Genomic DNA, 20,954 nt, shown 5'->3' with positions numbered 1-20,954 from the left:
AAGTTAATAACATCCACTCACAATCCGTCATAAGTGGGGTTGATAATAAAGTTTATTCATCCGTGAATAAACGAGTTAAATCTAAAATACGATGAGATTAATTTAACGCACGCCTATTTTTTACTTTCGATAAATTGCAATGCTTGCGCAATAACTTCGTTAATATCAAGTTCTGTGCTGTCAAGCAACAATGCATCTTCAGCGGGTTTTAATGGCGCAACTGCGCGATTTCGGTCGCGGAAGTCTCGTTCTTTAATCTCGGCGAAAATCTGGTCAAAGTTACCATTAATTCCTTTACTTTGCAACTGTTTAAGACGTCTTTTTGCACGCTCTTCTGCGCTAGCATCTAAAAATAGTTTGGCTTGTGCATTAGGGAAAACCACCATTCCCATATCTCGCCCATCGGCAATTAAGCCATTTCCTTGTTTTGCAAAGTCTTTCTGCAGCTGCAACAGCGCCTTTCTCACCCCAGGGAATACAGCAACTTTTGACGCTGCGTCCGCAACCTCTTGAGTACGAATTTGCGCACTCACATTTTCGTTATTCAGTAAAATTTGTACTTCACCATTTTGCGGTACAAACTGAATATCCAAATGGCGGGCTAAATCGGCTAACGCGAATTCATCGTCTAATTTGACCGCACTTTTAAGGGCCGCTAACGCCGTAACACGATAAATCGCGCCACTATCTAATAATGTATAACCCAATTTTTCTGCCAATGCATAGCATAGCGTGCCTTTGCCCGCGCCACTTGGACCATCCACAGTAATAATCATATTTCCACCTATTTTTTAGCTAATTCATCAAACCCTTGCGCCATAACATCAAACATTTCATAGCGCTTACGATACATTGAACGTTTTTTACTCTGAATTTCTTCTAGTGGTTTGCGCTCAACGGCTAAAGGCAATGCCCAATAACCTTGCGTATTTAATACTCCATCATTTTCCTGCCAAAATTCATCATAATTAAAGAGCAATTTTGAATGGTCATTCCAACGATATTTGGCTTGATTTTTATGGGCAATTCCTACTAATTCGCAGCCTAAACTTTGAGCCAAATTTTTAAAGGCATTCACTAACATATACATGGGTCGCATACCGTGTAATTCTTTGGTTGCGGCTTTCACTAATTCTTGCGCATCGTCAGAATTTGGCCCTTGAATAGAGGCGATCAACAACTGATTATTCGGCAAAAATGTGAATGACGCATCATATACTGAACGCCCTTCTGCATTTTTGATATTTAATGAGAAAAAACCCTCAAAAGGATCAATGACATTAATATTTAAATATACCGCCCAATTTTCGGTGAGTTGAGCAATTAAGAGAGAACGCTGTTCCACTAATTGACAACAACGTTGCTCGCCCAACTTTTCCACTGCGCAATCCAAGCTATATTGAATGGCGTGTAAACGTTCATCAGCAGAAAAACGACGATCACAAAACTTCTGCAACAAGGCATTTACACGATAATAATTCTGCGTAAAGACTGGCTGCCATAAACTATTTTTCGTTAGATATTGCTCAAATTGGGCAATACGGCTGCGATGTAATAAAGTATGAAAATGATAACGAATGAAAGAACGTACTCGTTTTCCAAAACGGCGCTCTCCAGCATACATCTGATGAAATGAAGGGAATGAAAATGAACTCACGAAAATCCTGTTGTCTAATTGAGCTGAACTCTTTAAAATTTGCGAAATTATACTAAAACTGACCGCACTTTGAAACCACTAGGACAAATATGAAACACACAACGCTTTCTCTTGCATTATTATTTTCTTTTGTTTCATTTTCAGCCAATGCCGATCTTGAACAACAACGCCAAACGTATCAAAAAATTAATGAATTATTAGCGCTTTCACAAAGCGACGCCACACAAAAAATTGCCAATCAATTATTAACGACACTGTCAGACTATCCGCTCGCTGCTTATGCTGAAGCAGCATTATTAAATGCGAACAAAGCGAATTTAACCTTGGCAGACATTGAGGCTTATCAACAAAAAAATCCGACTTTGCCATTTGCTAACAGCTTAAAAAAAGAATGGTTAAAACAGCGTCAACAAAATCAAGATTGGAAAGCGATTATTGAAAATGCAGGAAAATTGCCGTTAGATCAGGGCTCGCAATGCATTTTAGTGCAAGCCAAAGCCAATATGTTAGCGACACAGCCCACAGAAAATAATGCTGAAAAAGCTGCCGAAAATACGCCCCCTATCACACCTAAATTACAAGATGATTTAGCAACAATTTGGCTAACTGGGCAAAGCTTGCCAAGCCAATGCGATCCTTTGCTCGATCAATGGCATGAGCAAGGTGGTCTTACCCCTGAGCTAGCCAAACAGCGTGCGGTATTAGCCTTTGAGCAAGGTAACACCGGTTTATTGCGTCATTTGGAAAATCTACTCACAGATAAAAAAAATAAAGATTGGGTGGCTGATCTCAATCGTGTTTTAGCGGATCCAAGCAAACTTAACGATGAAGATAATCAGTTTTACATTGATATTATCCCGAACAAGCCTTTGGAAAAACGTGTGGTGCTTGCGACTTTCCCTGCCTATGTAAAAACCTTAACGGAAACACAGGTGCCTGAGCCTGCCAAATATTTCGCAAAATTTGAGACTTGGGCAAAAAGTTTTGAGCTCACGGCAGATCAACTAACGGAATGGAAAAAACTTTATTTATCTCAATTTTTTGACAGCGAAAATGCGGAGTTTAAACAATGGCGTGACGATCAACTTGTCGCATTGAAAGATGATAAATTAACAGAACGCCGTATCCGTATGGCTATTCGTGAAAAAGCCGATTATAGCGCGTGGCTAAACTTGATTTCCGATGGCTATAAAGCGAAAGAAGAATGGCAATATTGGATTGCACAAACAGCAGATAAAGCAAAATCTAAAGAAATATTGACCGCACTTGCCAAAACCCGTGGCTTCTACGGCATGTTAGCCGCCAAAGATTTAGGCTTGGAATACAAACCTGAAATGCAAAAATTCACGATTCCAGCCACGAAACAGGGGCAAGCTGCACCAGCCAAAATCACCGATACATTCAAAACAGAATTGGCACGCATTGCAGAACTGCGCTATTTCAACGATAACGCTAATATGAACAGCGAATGGAATAATTTATTGAATGCTGCGAGTTTTGAACAAAAATTGCAACTTTCCGAATATGCCTCACAACAAGGTTGGTATGATCTTGGCGTAGAAGCGACAATTCAAGCGAAAGCTTGGAGCTACATTAGCTTACGCCTGCCAAATGCTTATACCGATTGGTTTGACGTAAACCTAAATGATAAAAAAATCAACCGCACTTTTGCGATGGCAATCGCACGCCAAGAAAGTGCATGGCGACCAGCTGTTGTTTCTTCTGCCAATGCCTATGGTTTAATGCAATTATTACCTAGCACAGCCAAGCTCACTGCGGGCAAAACAGGCTTGCCTTTCACAGATAACAAACAATTATTTGAACCCTTTAATAATATTATGCTTGGCACTGCACATTTGCAGGAATTACAAGACAAATATGGCGACAACCGTATCTTAATTGCGGCAGCTTACAATGCTGGCGCGCAACGTGTAGATGCGTGGCTTGAAAAATCCGCCGGCAAATTGACTATGGCGGAGTTTGTGGCTTCCATTCCATTTTTTGAAACCCGCGGATATGTGCAAAATGTGTTGGCTTACGATACCTATTACCAAATTTTGCAACAACAGCCACAACAATTATTTTCACAACAAGAAACAGATCGGTTATACTAATCGCACTAGTTTAATAGTGTAGGAGAGATTATGTATATCAGTCGTAATATGGATCATTGGGGCGCTTTTATTGAAACCTTGCGCAATGCCTTTGCGGAAGGTAAAGAGCAAGAGCTGCTCACACTTATTCTCACACCAGATGAACGAGATGCGGTGGGATTGCGCTTACAAATCGTATCCCAATTGTTAGATAAAAATGTGCCACAGCGTGAAATCCAGCAAAATCTAAATACAAGCGCGGCGACAATTACGCGTGGTTCAAATATGCTGAAATTGATGGAACCCGATTTTCTCGCTTGGGTAAAAGAACAAATCGATGCGAAAACGCAAAAATAGTTTAGTTAGCTTAAAGATTCTCCGTGCTTTTTTTCGGTTAAGCACAAGCTTAGCACGAAGAAAGTGCGGTCGATTTTTCGCACGTTTTTTAATGGTATTTTTTGCTATTACCCTATTTTTTCGCTTTGTTCCCATTCCCTTTTCAGCCTATATTGCCCAACAAAAAATCAGTCATTTGCTGCAATTCGATTTCGATTACGATGTACATTATAATTGGGTCAGCCTTGATAAAATTTCTCCCAATATGCAACTGGCGGTCATCGCTTCGGAAGATCAAACCTTTCCGAGCCATTGGGGATTTGACTGGAACGCGATTGCCAAAGCCTTTGAACACAACGAAAAATCCAAACGTATTCGTGGCGGTTCAACGATTAGCCAGCAAACAGCGAAAAATCTCTATTTATGGCACGGGCAAAGTTGGATCCGTAAAGGGCTAGAAGTGCCCGTAACGCTCAGCCTAGAGCTGTTATGGTCAAAAAAACGTATTTTAGAAGTGTATTTAAATATTGCTGAATTTGGAAACGGCATTTTTGGTGTCGAAGCGGCGAGCCGTTTTTACTTCAAAAAATCCGCCAAAAATCTGACGCCATCTGAAGCAGCGCTCCTTGCTGCGGTGTTGCCTAATCCCATTATCTACAAAGTTAATGCGCCGAGCAATTTAGTTAAACGCAAACAGGCTTGGATTATGCGCCAGATGAATGGACTGGGAAAAGCGTATTTAAAGCATTTATAAAATGGCTTGTGCGGCTAATTTTTATCTAATTTAGCCGCCGTAAAATCACAGTATGAATAAATATTTGTTATCCACTAGGAAATTTTATGCTTAAGCGATCACTTGGGGCAATTTACCCTATTTTTATCTTCTTCATCACCAATCTTATCCTGCTATCTTGCAGCCGCGTTCTTTTAGGATTATGGCAAAAAGAACGTGTAGATTCCGTTGACGGCTGGCTGCCAATGCTGTTGCAAGGCGTTCGTATTGACGTTTCTGCACTCTGTTGGTTATTTGCCCCCCTCGTTATTATCGCCCTCTTTTTAGGCGGAAAAAATGCGCTAGGAAAAGGCGTTGATTTCATCGTTCGTTTAGGTTTAACGGCATTTAGCACATTCATTATCTTCATGGAAATTGCCACACCGCCATTTATTGAAACTTACGACACTCGCCCTAACCGCCTTTTTATTGAATATTTAATTTATCCAAAAGAAGTATTTAATATGCTGGCTAATGGGCATTTAGTGGCGCTGATTGTGACACTCATTTTCACCGCACTGAGCGCTTGGGTATTTTGGAAATTCGCTAAAAAACTCAGTCAAAACTTATCTTATTTCTCTTGGAAATGGCGCCCTGTTGCTTTCTTGCTTATTGGCGGCCTGATGTTTTTAGGCGCGCGTTCAAGTTTGCAACATCGTGGCATCAATCCATCTATGGTGGCATTTTCATCAGATCCACTAGTTAATGCGCTCACACTCAACTCGGGATATTCAGTGATGTTCGCGCTGCAACAACTGAGCGATGAAGAAAATTCCTCTGAAATCTATGGCAAAATGGACTTTGAAGAGATTATTAAGACCCTTAAAGACGTGCGTGGCCGCCCTGAGTCTGACTATATTTCTTCTACGCTGCCAACACTCACAACAAATCACGCCACTTATCAAGGCAAACCCAAAAACATTGTCATTATTTTGGAAGAAAGCTTTGGCGCACAATTTGTTGGCACGCTTGGCGGAAGACCATTATCCCCAAACTTCGACAAATTAGCCCAACAAGGCTGGTTATTTGAAAATCTTTATGCCACAGGAACACGCTCAGTGCGCGGAATTGAAGCCGTGACAACAGGCTTTACGCCAACGCCAGCCCGTGCAGTGGTAAAACTCACAGGCGCACAAACTGGCTTTTTTAGCATCGCAGACGTGCTTAGCAAACAAGGCTACAACACTTCATTCATCTACGGTGGCGAAAAACATTTCGACAATATGGCAAGTTTCTTCTACGGTAATGGATTCCAACAAATCATTGACGAAGGTGATTATAAAAACCCTAAATTTACCAGCACTTGGGGAGTGAGCGATGAAGATCTTTTCGACAAAGCGCATGAAAAATTCACCGCACTTGCCAAAGAAAATAGTCCATTTTTTAGCCTTGTGTTTACCTCAAGCAATCATGACCCATTCGATTTCCCAGAAGGGAAAATTGAACTCTATGAACAGCCGCAAAAAACACGAAATAATGCAGCGAAATACGCCGATTATGCGCTTGGGCATTTCTTCGATCTGGCGAAAAAATCTGATTATTGGAAAGACACCATTTTCTTAGTCATTGCTGATCACGATTCTCGTGCTGGCGGTGCGGCTTATGTGCCAGTAAATAACTTCCATATTCCTGCGTTAATTTTAGGCAATGGCATTCCAGTGCAACGGGACAATCGCTTAGTCAGCCAAATTGATATGCCAACAACCTTGCTTTCTCTCGCGGGTATTAACGCAAACTATCCAATGTTAGGCTATGACTTAACCAAAGAAAACCCAAATCGCGCCCTAATGCAATACAACAAAGTATTTGGCTATATGCGCGAAATCAATGGGCAAAAAGAGCTGGCTATTTTGCAAGAGAAAAAACCGATTGAAGGGTTTAAATACGACACCAAAAACCAAGTGTTAATTCCTACGGATATTCCCGAAGAAATGAAAAACCAAGCTTTAGCCTATGCGCTCTGGGGAAGCATTGCCTACAAGGAAAAACTGTATCGCTCTGAACCACAAAACAATGCCAAATAAAAACTAAGTTTAGAAAAAGTGCGGTCAAAAATTGTGAAGTTTTTGACCGCACTTTGTGTTTATATCGAACAGTATAGATTATCCCAAGATTTTTGAGATTGTTCTATCCATTTTCTTGCGCCATTGTTTTGCGATCGCTTGCTGCGTAATCGCTTTACCGCGCCCGTTAAACGCTTCTTCTTTCGGTAACTTTTCTACACGACAAGCACAGACTTTATACTCAGGAATACGCGCATATTTGTCTAACGCTGCATTAGTTAGATAATTGGCATTACCATCAGCAAAATGGAATGGCATCCAACACTCCCCTTTATTGGTTTTGTCTGATACACGGGCTTCAGAAGTAATCGTGCCACGGCGAGATGTAACTCTCACTCGTTCGCCATCCTCAATCTCAAGACGTTGCGCATCGGCAGAATTAATTTCAATAAAGGAATGCCCTGCAATTTCCATTAATCCTTCCGTACGACTGGTCATCACAGCAGTGTTGTAATGATACAAAATCCGTCCAGTACTCAGCATTAGCGGATATTCTTTATCTGGCAATTCTTGTGCTTCTTGATATTCCGTTGGATAGAACCACGCTAAGCCTCTCACAGGTTTTCCCATATGCATAATTGGCGTACCAGGGTGATATTTATCCGTACAAGGCCATTGTAAAGATTGAGTAGGTTCACTTTCTAAGCGAGTATAACTCATACCTCTGTATGATGGGGTGAGCGATGCCATTTCATCAAAAATTTCTGATGCGGTTAAAGTAGGTTGGTTATAGCCCATGCGACGCATTAATTCACAGATAATATCTGTATCTAAACGCGTATTGCCTGGGATAGTAACGGCTTTACGTACACGTTGCACGCGGCGTTCTGTGTTAGTGAATGTACCATCTTTTTCCGCATAAGAACGACCTGGTAGCACAACATCAGCTAAAAGGGCTGTTTCAGTCATAAATAGTTCTTGTACCACTAAGAAATATAGACTTTTTAATGCCTTAATCACATGATGGGTATCGGGATCGGTTACTACGGGATCTTCACCATAAATATACAGACCTTTCACTTCTCCTTTAATCGCTTTGGGAAAAATATCAGTAGCATGTGTACCAAGATGGGCAGGCAAACTAACGCCCCAAGCTTTCTCAAATTTTGACCGCACTTCTGGATCTAGCACTGATTGATAACCTGGGTATTGATTAGGTGATGCTCCCATATCACAAGCACCCTGTACATTATTCTGTCCACGTAATGGGTTTACCCCACAACCTGAGCGTCCAAGTTTACCCACTAATAATGCCATATTAGACATAGACATCACGCCTTCCGTGCCAGTGGAATGCTCTGTTACGCCTAAGCAATAAATGATCGGCGCTTTTTTCGCTGTTGCATAAATTCGTGCTGCTGCGCGCAAATCATCAGGATCAATATTACAGATTTTCGCCACTTTTTCTGGCGTATAATCCTTCACAATTTTTTTCAACTCTTTAAATCCTTCAGTATGCTCAGCGATATATTTTTCGTCTAATAAACCTTCTTTGATAATGACATGGCACATACCATTGGCAAAAGCAATATTAGTACCAGGACGAAGTTTTAAATGCAGATCAGCTTGTTTTGTTAAACCAATATCACGAGGATCAACCACAATTAATTTAGCGCCATTGCGTACGGCTTCACGAATTTGCATACCCACTACAGGATGTGCTTCTTCAGGATTTGATCCCACCAGTAAAATCGCATCAACATCATGAGTAATGTCATAAATTGGGTTAGTCATTGCACCTGATCCTAAGGTTTTTGCCAACCCCTCCACAGACGCAGAATGGCATACACGTGCGCAATTGTCCGTGTTATTCGTACCGAAACAAGTACGCACCATTTTTTGCACCATATAAATATCTTCATTTGGCGAACGTGAACACGCAAAGCCAGCTAAAGAATCTGCGCCGTGCTGACGTTTTAACGCCATAAATTTAGAAGCAACCAAATCAAGTGCTTCATCCCAACTTGCTTTGCGGAATTTTCCTGTCGCACGATCCTTAATTAGTGGATCAGTTAAACGATCACCAGAATGAACAAATTTATATGAACCGAAGCGCCCTTTTACACATAGACGCCCTCCATTTGATGGGCCATCTACAGCTTCAGCACCAACTAATTTGTTGTCTTTTACTAATAAATCATATTGACAACCAACTGCACAATGTGGGCAAGTTGTACGAACACGGCTAATTTCCCAAGTGCGGTAAGATTTTGCTTCTTTTTTATAAATTGCACCTGTTGGGCAAGCTTCTGCGCAATTACCACAAGATTCACACTCAGTTTCTTTCCAATTGATACCAAATGGTGTTTCAATAGAACGGAAAATACCACGAGAAGTTAATTTAATTGCATCACATCCACTCACATTGGTGCATGTGCTAATACAACGTTGACAATGAATACATAAATCAGGGCGATAGCCTAAAAATGGATGATCTTCTACATGAGGAACTTCAATACCTGGTAAACGGAAATTCGGAAATGTTGATTCACTAATACCACATTGATGAGCTACATTTTGTAACTCACACGCACCATTTGATGGGCAAGAAAAGCAAATTAAATTATGGTGCGATAAAATCAGATCTAATGCCATGCGGCGAGATTTGACAACCCTATTGGTTTTAGTTTTGATGACCATACCGTCTTGCGCCAAAGTATTACAAGATGTTGGCAATTTATCATAACCATCTATTTCTACTACACATAAACGGCATGAACCAATATCACTGACATTTTTTAAATAACATAACGTAGGAATATCTACACCAACAGATTTTGCGGCCTCAAGAATGGTTGTTCCTTCTTCTACTTGAACATTAATCCCATCAATTTTTACATTAATCATAAGTCACGCCCTCCTTGTAGTACACCACAACCAAAATGATCACAACGCAAACAACGTTCCGCTTCTTGCATTGCTTCTTCATGGGTATAAGGATTTTCAACATGGTCAAAATCACATTTTCGAATATATGCTGGACGTTCGGTTGTATTTGCACGACCAATTTGCATACGCACATTAGCTTTTGGCACCGGTGCTTTCGTCTCGCAAGGAAATTCATGATGATACCCTAAGTATTCATCAATATTATGAGCAGCAACTTTACCTGCAGCAATGGCTTTTATAGCTGTTGAAGGCCCTGTTGCACAGTCTCCTCCTACAAATACGCCATCCATATTAGGCACTGCCGTAGTAAGCTCTGATTTGAAGACTCCCCAGTTTGCTTCCATACCAAATTTTTCAAATGGCACACTAATAATATCTTGCCCTACAGCAATCAAAATCACATCACAAGCAATAGTAAATTTAGGCTTATTAACAGCAACAGAACTTGGACGACCACCATGATCATAAGGGCCAGTCATTTGCGGTTGTACAGTTAACCCCACACAATTTCCTTGCTCATCGGTTTCAATTTTTACTGGCGCGGCAAGAGTAATTAACTCAATACCTTCCATAATCGCCGCTTCAATTTCTGTATGAAGTGCGGTCATATCATCTTGTCTTCTACGATATACAATACGAACATCTTTAGCTTTACAACGTACAGCTGAGCGTGCAGCATCCATCGCTACATTTCCACCGCCAATCACAACAACAACTTTATCGGTATAATCAGGGATAATGTCATTCCCAATGCCGTCTAACATTTCAACTGCAGAGAAAACATTGTTTGCATTCGCACCTTCTATACGCAAGGTTTTACCTTTTTGAGCCCCGATACCAACAAACATCGCATCATGTGATTTACGGATCGTTTCAATAGCAATATCCTCCCCAACCATCACGCCATATTCCACATTGATATTACCAGCCGATAATACCGCATTGATGTCTTGATCAAGACGATTTTTAGGAAAACGATAGTTAGGAATACCATAGCGTAGCATTCCCCCCAAAGCCTTTTGACGTTCATAAATGGTGACTCTATGTCCCATTTGAGCAAGAAAATAAGCACAGGTTAGTCCCGCAGGCCCCCCTCCAATGACAGCCACTTTTTTTCCCGTATCAGGTAAAGGCTGCGGCACTTTTACTGTATCTGCAGCTACTTGATCCACTGCGTATTTTTTCAAGCCTCGAATATTGATAGCATCGTCAATTAACCGACGACGACAACGTTCTTCGCAAGGATGCTCGCAAACCAACCCACAAGCGGTTGGTAATGGATTATCTTTACGAATCAGATTAATCGCATCAGCATAATTACCATCACCTATATGCGCAATATAACCAGGAATATCTACATGAGCAGGGCACATATTAATACAAGGAATTTTTTGACCAATACTTGAAGAACAAGACTTATTTTTTATATGACTCTCATATTCTTCTTTAAATTCTTCAATACTATCAAGAATCTCAAAGGCTGGCTGATAACCAATTGCACAGTCAGAACCATCTCGTACCATTTCAGCTAATTCATGAATTTGGCGCATCGTATTTTCATCTGCTTCGCCTGCCAAAATATCGCGCAATAGGAATGAAAGATGGGGAATGCCATCACGACAAGGCACACATTTACCACAAGTTTGGCTCATAGATGCACGAAGTGATGCATATTGCACGACTAATGGGCAGGTACCTGGTGGAAAACTTTTTACTTTGCTATTAAATTTATTAATCAGCACACCAATTTTAGTGTCGTAGTTCTCCTCTGGTTGCAAATAATATTTAGCCATATCAAATCACTCCAACTGTATATAAATAAAATGAAATGAGAAAAAAGTAATAGATTATAGAATAATGATTTTCCACCATATGAATAGTACCTATCTATAAATAACCTTATTAAAAATGCATGTATTTTGATCTAAATCATTTCTTCCTATTTACAACGATATTTTAGGTAGATTTCTATTCTTATTTTTCCCTACTCACCGAGTTACACGCCTTTACAAAAATTCACGAGTTTAAATTTCCCTTAAAGTGCGGTAGAATTTGCCTCCATTTTTACGGAGCCTGTTTATGCGTTTGTTTATCGCCGAAAAACCTAGCCTTGCGCGCGCTATTGCCGATGTGTTGCCAAAACCGCACACGCGTGGCGATGGGTTTATTCGTTGTGGCGACAATGACTGCGTAACATGGTGTGTCGGGCATTTATTAGAACAAGCCGAACCCGATGCTTATAATCCGATTTTTAAACAATGGCGGTTAGAACATTTGCCTATTGTGCCTGAAAAATGGCAGCTAATTCCGCGTAAAGAAGTGGCGAAACAGCTTAAAACCGTTGAAAAACTGATTCACCAAGCGGATGAACTGATCAACGCGGGCGACCCAGATCGAGAAGGGCAATTGTTAGTTGATGAAGTGTTTAGTTACGCCAATTTAAGTGCCGATAAACGAGATAAAATTCAACGTTGTTTAATCAGCGATCTCAACCCAAGTGCGGTGGAAAAAGCGGTTAAAAAATTACAGCCTAATCGCCACTTTATTCCCTTAGCAACATCCGCACTCGCACGAGCCCGCGCAGACTGGCTTTATGGCATTAATATGACGCGCGCTTACACCATTCGCGGACGTCAAGCTGGCTATAATGGTGTTTTGTCTGTTGGGCGTGTGCAAACCCCTGTGTTAGGGTTGATTGTGCGCCGTGATTTAGAAATTGAAAATTTCCAGCCTAAGGATTTTTTCGAGGTCATGGCACATATTCAAACGCAAGAAAAAACGCCGCAAAAATTGACCGCACTTTGGCAACCAAGCAAAGCCTGTGAAGATTATCAAGATGATGACGGGCGTGTGCTTTCGCGCGCTCTCGCTGAAAACGTGATAAAACGCATCACAGGGCAACCCGCTGAAGTCACCGCTTATGAAGATAAGCGAGAAAAAGAAACCGCGCCATTGCCTTATTCTCTTTCTGCATTGCAGATTGATGCTGCCAAACGCTATGGTATGTCCGCGCAAGATGTGCTAGACACCTGCCAGAGCCTTTATGAAAAGCATAAGCTCATTACCTATCCACGTTCTGATTGTCGCTATTTGCCCAATGAGCATTTTGCTGATCGCGAGAAGGTGATCGCAGCACTTCAAGTGCATTCAACCCAATATCAGCCGCTGCCAAGTGCGGTCAATATTGAGCAAAAAAATCGCTGCTGGAATGATAAAAAAGTCGAGGCGCACCACGCCATTATTCCCACGGCGAAAAACCGCCCAGCGAGCCTTAGCCTATGGGAGCAAAATGTTTATAATCTCATCGCGCGTCAATATCTGATGCAATTTTGCCCTGATGCCGAATATCGCAAAAGTAAAATCACCTTTAATATCGCTGGCAGATGTTTTATCGCCCAAGCGCGCAATTTACAAACCGCGGGTTGGAAAGCACTTTGGGGCAAAGAAGACGATGACGAACAATTAGATTCGCCCTTGCCAGTGGTAAAAAAAGGGCAAATTCTCTTGTGTGAAAAAGGCGAAATCATCAGCAAAAAAACACAGCCACCTAAACCCTTTACCGATGCTACGCTATTGTCCGCAATGACGGGAATCGCTCGTTTTGTTCAAGATAAAGAATTGAAAAAAATCTTGCGTGAAACTGATGGTTTAGGCACAGAAGCGACCCGTGCAGGCATTATTGAATTGCTATTTAAACGCGGATTTCTTACTAAAAAAGGGCGCAGCATTCACAGCACTGAAGCAGGACGAATTCTGATCCAAGCGCTGCCTGATGTAGCGATACAGCCCGATATGACGGCACAATGGGAATCACAACTAAACGCGATCAGCCAAAAATCAGTGAGCTATCAACAATTTATGCATCAACTCACTCAAATGTTGCCCGATTTGGTGCAATTTGTGAATTTTTCAGCATTACGCCAGCTCAGCCAAGTTGCCAATAATCCAAAACCGCCGTTCACAAAACGCAAAACTAAAGCAAGCAAAACAAAAAGTGCGGTCAAATCTGAGCAAATTTCTGAATAGATTTTCAGCAAACGAGCAAAAACTCCTTGCTAAGCATCAAAATATTAGGTAGTATTCGCTCCGTTTTTATTCACAGAGAAAAAGATAATGTATAACGTTTTAATATTTGTTTACTTGCTCGTTGCAATCGTCATGGTTGGCTTTATCTTGATTCAACAAGGTAAAGGTGCCGATGCAGGCGCATCATTCGGTGGTGGCGCATCTGGTACAGTATTTGGTTCTGCAGGTTCAGCAAACTTTTTATCACGTACAACAGCGATTTTAGCAACAATTTTCTTTGTGATTAGTATTGTATTAGGGAATTTAAATTCTCATCATGGCAATGTTGAACAAGGTAAATTTGATGATTTATCTGAAACGGCTCAGCAAATTCAACAACAAACTGCGCCTGCGCCAGTAGAAAATAAAAACGCAGATATCCCACAAAATTAATACAAATTAAAATCAAATAACGCTCTGGTGGTGGAATTGGTAGACACGCTATCTTGAGGGGGTAGTGACCGTAGGTCGTGCGAGTTCAAGTCTCGCCCAGAGCACCATTTGACTAAATTTAGCTCAACACAGCTAAACGAAAAAATCTGATAAAGCCTGTAAAATCAACGTTTACAGGCTTTTTTCTTATCTTAGCTTAACGTATCTAAACATTTCCTATCGCAAATTTTAGTTACACGTTTAGTTACACGATTTGAAACGTGTTACTATAAATTATTCTGTGTCTAACATCTTGTAAGATCAAAATATGGCTAGAACAACCAAAGCACTAAACAAAACTCAAATAGAAAATGCTAAACCAAAAGACAAAGAATATATATTAGCTGACGGTAACGGGCTAATTCTTAGAGTGAAACCTACAGGATCTAAAATATGGATTTTTAACTACATATCCCCTATTACGAATAAAAGAACAAATCTAACTATCGGGCATTATCCTGCTCTATTACTTTCTGACGCGCGGGCAAAACGTGAAGAATATCGTTCTCTACTTGCGAAAGATATTGATCCACAACAAGAAAAAATACGCATTCAGCAAGAACATGAAAGCCGTCTGAAAGATACCTTTCGTTCTGTTGCTGAAAGCTACTTCAGCGGTATTTACAAAGAAAAAGCTAAAAATCTAGAAACACGAAAAAAGAATTGGGAACGCCTAGAAAATCATATATTCCCTTACATTGGTGATACACACGTATCAGAAATAAAAGTTAAAGAATTAGTAAGCATTTATGAAAAAATAGCAGATAGAAGTAACACACTGAAAAAAATACATCAGCTTGTAAGTGCCATTATGGATCATGCTATTACGCAAGGCATTATAGAAAGCCATAACTGTAGATTAGCTGTAAAGAATTTTCATATAAAATCATCTACTCCCCACCCTACGATTAAATCTGATGAATTGCCTAAATTATTTCAAGATTTGGCTAACGCCCGCATAGAAAAGAAAACTTATTTACTAATTTGTTGGTCTTTCTTAACAGCCCTGCGCCCCAATGAAGCCGTTAATGTTGAATGGTCTGAAATCGATTTTGCTAATAAGCTATGGCATATTCCTAAAGAGAAAATGAAAGGGAAAGCAGATAAAAAACGCCCGCATACTGTGCCGTTATCATCTCAAGCAATCCAATTATTAGAAGTGATGAAAATATTTTCAGAAAATAGCCCTTTTGTTTTTGTGGGTCGTTCATCAAATAATAAACCCATGAATAAAGCCACAGTAAACGTAACTTTAAAACGAAACGGCTATAAGGGTAAACTCACTCCCCATGGAATACGCGCTTTTATAAAAACATTCTTAGCATCTAAAAAAATTGAACGTAACGTATCTGAAACCGTTCTTTCTCATTTATTGGAAGGTGGGGACGAATTAGAAAATACTTACAATCGCTATGATTATTTAGAAGAGCGAAAGCCTGTAATGCAGCTTATAGGTGACTATTGCGAACAATGCGGAATGAACTTAAATTTCTAATTAATGCTTATAAAAAAACTTTTTTTATCTTTAACTCTTCATCTCTTCACCTTTGGATATTTTTCATTATAAATCAATAGGTTAATCGGTGATCAGTTGGGTTTAACTCTTCACCAACTCTTCACCCAAAGGGTGAACAGTCATAAAAAAAGCGGGATTTTAACCCGCTATTTTTAATTTGATACCTCATTCCGAAAGTTATCAAAATCCTTGTAATGAACATTCGTTCGCACTCCTGTTTTAGTAGATTTCTTTATAAAATCATATTCATTCCCATGTTGTTTTAAGGCTTGTTCAATGCCCGTTACAAAGTTTCTTAAGCCTAATTCACTGATATTCATTGCCCTTGTGTAAGCTAAATAAGCGGGGTAAAGATGCGTTCTGATTCTATCAAGCCCCATATTCGCCACGCCAATAAAAAGCCCATTCATTTGTTCTGTAGTGTAGAAATACCCGAAGAAGTCTGTAAGTGGGTCGGATAACTTTTTCACTTCTAAGGCTTCTTGGCTATTCATCTGCGCCATTAAAGCTTTTTTTGCGTCTGTTGGTTCAGAGAATGTATCAAGCACTTTACGAATAATTCCGCCTACTTCAAGAGTGATTTTATCCATAAAATGCGGATCGCGTTCATCTTCAGGAACACTCTTTTTGAAGTCAAAAATCACGCGTCTGCGATTAATACCGCCCGAACGTTCGGTAAATCGGCAAGGTTCGTTATTTATCAGCATAACTAAAGCCGTGATTTTCGTATTGAACGGATCTTTATAGTTATAACGTACTCTTACTGTATCACCGCCACTAATTGCTTTTAATCCGCCACCATCTCCGCCATATTTAGCTTGTTCAGCGCAAATAATCAGCATTTTATTTTCAAGCCCTGCTAACCCCCGTTCATCATCAAAATTTTCTAATTTGCTAGATGCAGTATTTTTATCACCAGCTAATAGCGTTGCAATACTCGCAAAAACAGATTTCCCGCTACCGCCTTTCCCCGTGATTTCAAAGAACATTTGCCAGTTATAGCGATTTGTTAAAATCGCATATAACACAGCTAGAATGTTTCTCGCCTTGTCTTTGTTACCATCTGATACAAACGCCAGCCATTTATCAAAGTGCGGTGTATTTGTTGCTTGTTCATCATAATTATGTGGAATATAAGCCGTTAACCAATTTTGGCGATTGTGCGGTTCAAATTCCAATGTATTACGGTTTAGTACGCCATTATCAAAAGCGATTAAATCGCTAGATGTTTCACCCATTCGGGGAAGTTGGGCTTTTAGCGTGTTGATTAAACGATCTATTGTGTTATCACTATAGCCTAGTTCGCTTTCATCAAGAAATTTGACCGCACTTTCTTCTAAATCATCATTTTCTAGCTTATTCCATATTTGGCCGTTATACGCATAGATTTCACGGCTACCACGCTGTAAAGCCATATCTAAACCCAACCACTTTTGAAAGGCTCTTGATTTTTCATTAGTAGGGTCCTTTTCCTTGATTTTAGGTGTATCTACTGACATTTCAGCTAATACGCGTGTATCATCTTCAGTGCGCAAGCGTTGAATATGGCTACTCCAATTATCAAGTAAATCAAGTTCACTCGAAAGCAAAGATACAATTTTAGCATTCGTATTTTTCGCAATATTTAAGCAAAGTTCGGTCTTTTGATTGCTCGTAAGCTCACCACATTGAATAAATTTAATTGCGCTTTGCTCTTTATCTGCTATGCGTGTTTTCGGGATATTCTCAAGCGTATCACCCGCAATAATCACGGGTGCTTGATCGTAAGGATTAATACGCTTTCCTGTGCTAGTGGTGAATGTATCAATTTTTAAGCCGTCTACTAGCAACCGCCAGTGAACGCTATCACCCTTGCCCCATACATTCCACGCGTCCGCACCTACTAATACAATCAAATCAGAATAGTGCTGTTTATTCCACGGTTCTTTTAAAAATGGTGCGTTAGTGAATTTCATAATATGCCCCCGTTGTTGTACCGTGTTCAATCATAGCAAGGCGTATTTCAATCATCTTTTGAATAGCTTGTAAATCGCTAACTAACGTAGTTACTAGCCCTGTTTTTAACATTCCATCAATCAGTTCATCATTAGAAACTAAATTTGCTAATTCATCAGGATCTAGGCTTGGCGGTGTTGGCGCAAGAGCAAGTAAATGACGTGAAATAGTTGTTAATTCATCATAGAAAATCTTTAACGAACCAGCATTTTCAGCGGGATAATCTATAAACTGTTCGCCCAACGTTTCCATCACCGCACTAAAATAGGGATAGGGCGAATTATTGGTATGCTGAAGCATGTTTTCATAAGCAATAGAAATCGCCTTAAGTTCTACCGCGTTCAATTTTGAATAATCGAGTTCTTTATTCATGTTATGCTACCTTTTGAATTTTTAGTCCTGCGCTTACCGCACGTTTAATAGATTTCAGTGCGTCCGCTGCGCCTTTTAAGTGTCCGTTGTGAATGTAGTCTTTAGCAAAATTTAAGTATAAATCTGCGTCTTTAATCGCTTTGACTAATTGCTCCCATTCTGGCAAACGTTCATCTTCAATCCGTTTTTGCTTACGTGCGGAATAAGGTTTTCTTGCTCTACTCATTTTTGCCCCCTTTCACAATCTCAACTTCTAGTACATCACGATAACTAAAATCATCCGGATTAGATTCAATATAGACTTTGATTTCTTCTGCCCGGGCAAGAATCACGTCTTCATCACAAATAAACGTGTGCCCGTCTTGATAGTGTAGGATTACGTTATACATGGCTTTCGTCTCTCATGTTGTTAAGGTGATAATCTGCATTACTTGCGCTATTTCGTAACGAATTGAGCAAATAAGCGTTTGCTTGAATTAATCCGCCTAGTTGTCGCACAGTGCTGTTGTCTAAGGCTTTATTATTGAAATTCTGCTTTTCTTCATCAGCAAAATACCCTAAATGTTCCATCATCTTGCCTATGGCAAATAAACCATATTCAATCGATTCGCATAGATTTTCGCTTTCAGTGCGGATAGTTTTTAGCCTTTCCTTGCTGGTGTCGTCACTATCGACTTTTTCAAATAGAATGTTTTGAATAGCATTGTGATTAAGCATAAACCACCCCCAACACAACAAAGAAAGGGGCAATTTTGGCGCGTGCTTGTGCTAATGTATCGGCATTAATACGCACGGTGTATTTTGGAAAGGCTGAATAGTGTTTTGCGGTATTGCGTAAATCTGAACGGTTTACGGCTTTGAATAGGTAGATCATGGCTGATAACTCCGTATGAAATTTTGAAGAAGTTACCACGCTGAAGTTTCCAGGCTTAGGGTGGTAACGTGTAACGGGCTGGAAAACTGCGACATACGGAACACAGCAAAGGGCGAAACCTTTCCCGCTACACGCCACCATTGAGAGAAATTTACAAAATCCAATTTTGGATTTTGTGATTTCATATGTTGGAAAAATATAGTCAAATTTGACCGCACTTTCTTTAGGTGTGCGTAAGCTACGAACAAAAAAAGCACGGTTCAAAGGCGTGCTACTGTTCGCCGTATGTAAATAGTTCGAGTTTCCAGGCTCGGCAGTCGATTTTGCGACTGCGTGGAAAGAATAAAAAATTTCACCGCACTTTGTAAAGAATTTTTGTTGTGAAATATTTTCACATTCTTTATAATATATTTGATTTAAATTCATTTAATTCCTCTTCATGGATTTAAATTAAAGGCAGATACTGCACTTATTCAATTCGTTCTAAGCGTAATCAGCCGTTAGTTTAGGCATAGCTAACGGCTTTTTCTTTAGGTTTAGTTGCTCTTTAACGTTAAGATAAAATCGGATAACGCTTTTAGAAAATCGGGCGATAACCATAGAAAAAAAGCAATAGCGACGCCAATCCCACAAGACTTAAAAAAGAATTTTAAGCCTGTCGATATTTCTAACCCCGCTTTATCTGCGCCTGTTTCGCTCATATTTTCCCCTATGTTGACTGTTGTTAATAAATTGCTAATAAATCGCACAATGCTATAATTTGGTTGTGATAGGTTCGCTCTATGTGGACTTAAAAGCTCTGAATGATTGGTTATTCTGGGCTTTTTTCTTTTCGCCATTTACTTTCCTTTATGACTTAAAACGTGAATACGCATACTTTTCTTCATGCTGCGTAAGCTCGCCACCTTTCGCTTTATAAATCGCTATCACTTGTTTTAACTGCTCAAGATTAGCGATTTCATAACGGTAGTATTGCCCTAGACCGTCTTTTGTTTTCTCTCTCGTGCGTTTCACTTTTTCGGTTAAATGATTACGTTCAAGGTCACTGATATAGTTACGGGCTGAAGTCATATTCATTGAATAACCATCAATGCCGCTTACACTTGATACAATCAGACGGTGTATCACTTTTAAAAATTGGCTTGGTTTTCTTGCTTCGTTCATCTTCCACCACCTTAAGCACGCGCGGCTTTTTGTTGTTCAATCCAGTTATTCACTTCTTCTAAATCCCATCGGATAAAGTTTTGAGAAAAGCGGATCGGTTGTGGGAATTGATTAGCTTTAACAAGTAAATTCAATTTTGTGCGCCCAAAGCCAACGACGGCACAAGTTTCTTTTCCAGAAATCAGTTTTTTAGATTGGGTTTGAGATTGGTTCATAAAAATACCTCTCGTTTGTTTAACTGTGTGAAACTTTGTTTAGTTTCGTTGAGTTGTCTAGACGAGAGGTATTTAAAAGGATTTTATAAAGTTTGAAAAATCAATAACTTACTTATGCTAATAAAAAAGCAACTTATCATAGTGAATAAGTTGCTTATCATAGTGAATAAGTTGCTTTTGATCATTCTGTTCTTATTTCTTAGGCTGAAAAGGTCTGATCCAGCGGATTATTGTTTGAATAGTTTGTTGTAGTTCTAACTTGTCTTTTAATTGATAAGCCATGTTTTCTTGTGTGATAGTCGGGTCTTTTTTCCATATATCTATGGCATATTCTTCAGCCTCAATCTGTTCAGGCTTTTTAGATTTTTTAGGGGGCTGACGTAGATTAGGTACTATGCTAATCTACAAAAATGAATATAACTCATTGTAAACTAAAGAAATCTATACAGAGAAAATTACTTGAATTTTTTGTGCTAGAAGTCACGGCTCGCTCAGCTGCAGATTTACTTGG

The 20,954-nt window shown here is 39.8% G+C and carries 20 protein-coding genes, 1 tRNA gene and 1 pseudogene; 9 read left to right on the top strand and 13 right to left on the bottom strand.

What is annotated here, in order from left to right:
• Positions 1-113: 113 nt before the first annotated feature.
• Together cmk and C8D76_RS07725 are read right to left on the bottom strand one after the other, a co-directional pair.
• On the bottom strand, positions 114-776 hold the full coding sequence (gene cmk, locus C8D76_RS07730) for a (d)CMP kinase (protein ID WP_423802752.1): 663 nt from the start codon (positions 774-776) through the stop codon (positions 114-116).
• Positions 777-784: 8 nt separating this feature from the next.
• Complete coding sequence (locus C8D76_RS07725) at positions 785-1,624, bottom strand: VirK/YbjX family protein (RefSeq protein WP_116632240.1); 840 nt, start codon at positions 1,622-1,624, stop codon at positions 785-787.
• Between the two features lie 122 nt (positions 1,625-1,746).
• On the opposite strand from C8D76_RS07725, the gene C8D76_RS07720 reads away from it, so the two are divergent.
• From C8D76_RS07720 to C8D76_RS07705, 4 genes are all read left to right on the top strand, one after another.
• Positions 1,747-3,771 carry a transglycosylase SLT domain-containing protein gene (locus C8D76_RS07720; RefSeq protein ID WP_116632211.1) on the top strand — a complete coding sequence of 675 codons (2,025 nt, stop codon included), beginning with the start codon at positions 1,747-1,749 and terminating at the stop codon, positions 3,769-3,771.
• A gap of 30 nt (positions 3,772-3,801) precedes the next feature.
• The gene (trpR, locus tag C8D76_RS07715; RefSeq protein WP_116632210.1) at positions 3,802-4,107 is read left to right on the top strand and encodes a trp operon repressor; all 306 of its coding nucleotides are present in this window, start codon (positions 3,802-3,804) and stop codon (positions 4,105-4,107) included.
• Positions 4,088-4,840: a monofunctional biosynthetic peptidoglycan transglycosylase gene (gene mtgA, locus C8D76_RS07710; RefSeq protein WP_133241338.1), complete on the top strand. Its 753-nt coding sequence runs from the start codon at positions 4,088-4,090 to the stop codon at positions 4,838-4,840. Before trpR ends, mtgA begins: the two co-directional genes overlap by 20 nt.
• Positions 4,841-4,926: 86 nt before the next feature.
• Entirely contained in the window at positions 4,927-6,882 is a 1,956-nt protein-coding gene (locus tag C8D76_RS07705) for an LTA synthase family protein (protein ID WP_116632209.1), read from the top strand.
• Between the two features lie 78 nt (positions 6,883-6,960).
• On the opposite strand, the gene fdhF is transcribed toward C8D76_RS07705, so the two are convergent.
• Positions 6,961-9,768 carry a formate dehydrogenase subunit alpha gene (gene fdhF / locus C8D76_RS07700; protein WP_116632208.1) on the bottom strand — a complete coding sequence of 936 codons (2,808 nt, stop codon included), beginning with the start codon at positions 9,766-9,768 and terminating at the stop codon, positions 6,961-6,963.
• Positions 9,765-11,603 (bottom strand): NAD(P)-binding protein, encoded by a 1,839-nt coding sequence (locus tag C8D76_RS07695; protein ID WP_116632207.1) that lies wholly within the window; start codon positions 11,601-11,603, stop codon positions 9,765-9,767. Before C8D76_RS07695 ends, fdhF begins: the two co-directional genes overlap by 4 nt.
• A gap of 286 nt (positions 11,604-11,889) precedes the next feature.
• Between C8D76_RS07695 and C8D76_RS07690 the strand changes: the two genes are divergently transcribed.
• The 4 genes from C8D76_RS07690 to C8D76_RS07675 all read left to right on the top strand — a co-directional run bounded on the left by C8D76_RS07690 (position 11,890) and on the right by C8D76_RS07675 (position 15,802).
• Entirely contained in the window at positions 11,890-13,836 is a 1,947-nt protein-coding gene (locus C8D76_RS07690; protein ID WP_116632206.1) for a DNA topoisomerase III, read from the top strand.
• Positions 13,837-13,923: 87 nt separating this feature from the next.
• A complete protein-coding gene (gene secG / locus C8D76_RS07685; protein ID WP_116632205.1) occupies positions 13,924-14,268 on the top strand; it encodes a preprotein translocase subunit SecG in 345 nt (114 codons plus the stop codon).
• A gap of 21 nt (positions 14,269-14,289) precedes the next feature.
• Positions 14,290-14,375: transfer RNA gene (locus tag C8D76_RS07680), tRNA-Leu, on the top strand.
• 200 nt (positions 14,376-14,575) lie between these two features.
• Positions 14,576-15,802 carry a tyrosine-type recombinase/integrase gene (locus C8D76_RS07675; protein ID WP_116632204.1) on the top strand — a complete coding sequence of 409 codons (1,227 nt, stop codon included), beginning with the start codon at positions 14,576-14,578 and terminating at the stop codon, positions 15,800-15,802.
• A 173-nt stretch (positions 15,803-15,975) separates the two neighbouring features.
• Here the strand turns inward: C8D76_RS07675 and C8D76_RS07670 are convergent, their stop codons facing one another.
• The 9 genes from C8D76_RS07670 to C8D76_RS07635 all read right to left on the bottom strand — a co-directional run bounded on the left by C8D76_RS07670 (position 15,976) and on the right by C8D76_RS07635 (position 20,443).
• Positions 15,976-17,778: a DNA primase family protein gene (locus C8D76_RS07670; protein WP_116632203.1), complete on the bottom strand. Its 1,803-nt coding sequence runs from the start codon at positions 17,776-17,778 to the stop codon at positions 15,976-15,978.
• Positions 17,765-18,190 carry a hypothetical protein gene (locus C8D76_RS07665; protein WP_116632202.1) on the bottom strand — a complete coding sequence of 142 codons (426 nt, stop codon included), beginning with the start codon at positions 18,188-18,190 and terminating at the stop codon, positions 17,765-17,767. Before C8D76_RS07665 ends, C8D76_RS07670 begins: the two co-directional genes overlap by 14 nt.
• 1 nt (position 18,191) lies before the next feature.
• A complete protein-coding gene (locus C8D76_RS07660; RefSeq protein ID WP_116632201.1) occupies positions 18,192-18,416 on the bottom strand; it encodes a hypothetical protein in 225 nt (74 codons plus the stop codon).
• Positions 18,409-18,579: a hypothetical protein gene (locus C8D76_RS09920; RefSeq protein WP_165814359.1), complete on the bottom strand. Its 171-nt coding sequence runs from the start codon at positions 18,577-18,579 to the stop codon at positions 18,409-18,411. Before C8D76_RS09920 ends, C8D76_RS07660 begins: the two co-directional genes overlap by 8 nt.
• Complete coding sequence (locus tag C8D76_RS07655) at positions 18,572-18,907, bottom strand: hypothetical protein (RefSeq protein ID WP_116632200.1); 336 nt, start codon at positions 18,905-18,907, stop codon at positions 18,572-18,574. Before C8D76_RS07655 ends, C8D76_RS09920 begins: the two co-directional genes overlap by 8 nt.
• The gene (locus C8D76_RS07650; RefSeq protein WP_116632199.1) at positions 18,900-19,490 is read right to left on the bottom strand and encodes an ash family protein; all 591 of its coding nucleotides are present in this window, start codon (positions 19,488-19,490) and stop codon (positions 18,900-18,902) included. Before C8D76_RS07650 ends, C8D76_RS07655 begins: the two co-directional genes overlap by 8 nt.
• A 110-nt stretch (positions 19,491-19,600) precedes the next feature.
• Positions 19,601-19,903 (bottom strand): hypothetical protein, encoded by a 303-nt coding sequence (locus C8D76_RS07645; protein WP_116632198.1) that lies wholly within the window; start codon positions 19,901-19,903, stop codon positions 19,601-19,603.
• 10 nt (positions 19,904-19,913) lie between these two features.
• Positions 19,914-20,228, bottom strand: coding sequence for a hypothetical protein (locus tag C8D76_RS07640; protein WP_116632197.1), 315 nt, complete (start codon positions 20,226-20,228; stop codon positions 19,914-19,916).
• Between the two features lie 11 nt (positions 20,229-20,239).
• Positions 20,240-20,443 (bottom strand): helix-turn-helix transcriptional regulator, encoded by a 204-nt coding sequence (locus tag C8D76_RS07635; protein WP_116632196.1) that lies wholly within the window; start codon positions 20,441-20,443, stop codon positions 20,240-20,242.
• Positions 20,444-20,853: 410 nt separating this feature from the next.
• Here C8D76_RS07635 and C8D76_RS07630 point away from each other — a divergent pair.
• Positions 20,854-20,954 (top strand): annotated as a pseudogene (locus tag C8D76_RS07630) (IS1595 family transposase); the annotation flags it as partial.

It is taken from the genome of Alitibacter langaaensis DSM 22999 (assembly GCF_003096995.1).
Taxonomy (GTDB): domain Bacteria; phylum Pseudomonadota; class Gammaproteobacteria; order Enterobacterales; family Pasteurellaceae; genus Exercitatus; species Exercitatus langaaensis.
This window is presented reverse-complemented; position numbering and strand designations above follow the sequence as displayed.

Bases quoted from the DNA above. Each gene is read 5' to 3' on its own strand.
- cmk (WP_423802752.1), bottom strand. From the start codon at position 776: ATGATTATTACTGTGGATGGTCCAAGTGGCGCGGGCAAAGGCACGCTA.
- C8D76_RS07725 (WP_116632240.1), bottom strand. From the start codon at position 1,624: ATGTATGCTGGAGAGCGCCGTTTTGGAAAACGAGTACGTTCTTTCATT.
- C8D76_RS07720 (WP_116632211.1), top strand. From the start codon at position 1,747: ATGAAACACACAACGCTTTCTCTTGCATTATTATTTTCTTTTGTTTCA.
- trpR (WP_116632210.1), top strand. From the start codon at position 3,802: ATGTATATCAGTCGTAATATGGATCATTGGGGCGCTTTTATTGAAACC.
- mtgA (WP_133241338.1), top strand. From the start codon at position 4,088: ATGCGAAAACGCAAAAATAGTTTAGTTAGCTTAAAGATTCTCCGTGCT.
- C8D76_RS07705 (WP_116632209.1), top strand. From the start codon at position 4,927: ATGCTTAAGCGATCACTTGGGGCAATTTACCCTATTTTTATCTTCTTC.
- fdhF (WP_116632208.1), bottom strand. From the start codon at position 9,768: ATGATTAATGTAAAAATTGATGGGATTAATGTTCAAGTAGAAGAAGGA.
- C8D76_RS07695 (WP_116632207.1), bottom strand. From the start codon at position 11,603: ATGGCTAAATATTATTTGCAACCAGAGGAGAACTACGACACTAAAATT.
- C8D76_RS07690 (WP_116632206.1), top strand. From the start codon at position 11,890: ATGCGTTTGTTTATCGCCGAAAAACCTAGCCTTGCGCGCGCTATTGCC.
- secG (WP_116632205.1), top strand. From the start codon at position 13,924: ATGTATAACGTTTTAATATTTGTTTACTTGCTCGTTGCAATCGTCATG.
- C8D76_RS07675 (WP_116632204.1), top strand. From the start codon at position 14,576: ATGGCTAGAACAACCAAAGCACTAAACAAAACTCAAATAGAAAATGCT.
- C8D76_RS07670 (WP_116632203.1), bottom strand. From the start codon at position 17,778: ATGAAATTCACTAACGCACCATTTTTAAAAGAACCGTGGAATAAACAG.
- C8D76_RS07665 (WP_116632202.1), bottom strand. From the start codon at position 18,190: ATGAATAAAGAACTCGATTATTCAAAATTGAACGCGGTAGAACTTAAG.
- C8D76_RS07660 (WP_116632201.1), bottom strand. From the start codon at position 18,416: ATGAGTAGAGCAAGAAAACCTTATTCCGCACGTAAGCAAAAACGGATT.
- C8D76_RS09920 (WP_165814359.1), bottom strand. From the start codon at position 18,579: ATGTATAACGTAATCCTACACTATCAAGACGGGCACACGTTTATTTGT.
- C8D76_RS07655 (WP_116632200.1), bottom strand. From the start codon at position 18,907: ATGCTTAATCACAATGCTATTCAAAACATTCTATTTGAAAAAGTCGAT.
- C8D76_RS07650 (WP_116632199.1), bottom strand. From the start codon at position 19,490: ATGAATTTAAATCAAATATATTATAAAGAATGTGAAAATATTTCACAA.
- C8D76_RS07645 (WP_116632198.1), bottom strand. From the start codon at position 19,903: ATGGCGAAAAGAAAAAAGCCCAGAATAACCAATCATTCAGAGCTTTTA.
- C8D76_RS07640 (WP_116632197.1), bottom strand. From the start codon at position 20,228: ATGAACGAAGCAAGAAAACCAAGCCAATTTTTAAAAGTGATACACCGT.
- C8D76_RS07635 (WP_116632196.1), bottom strand. From the start codon at position 20,443: ATGAACCAATCTCAAACCCAATCTAAAAAACTGATTTCTGGAAAAGAA.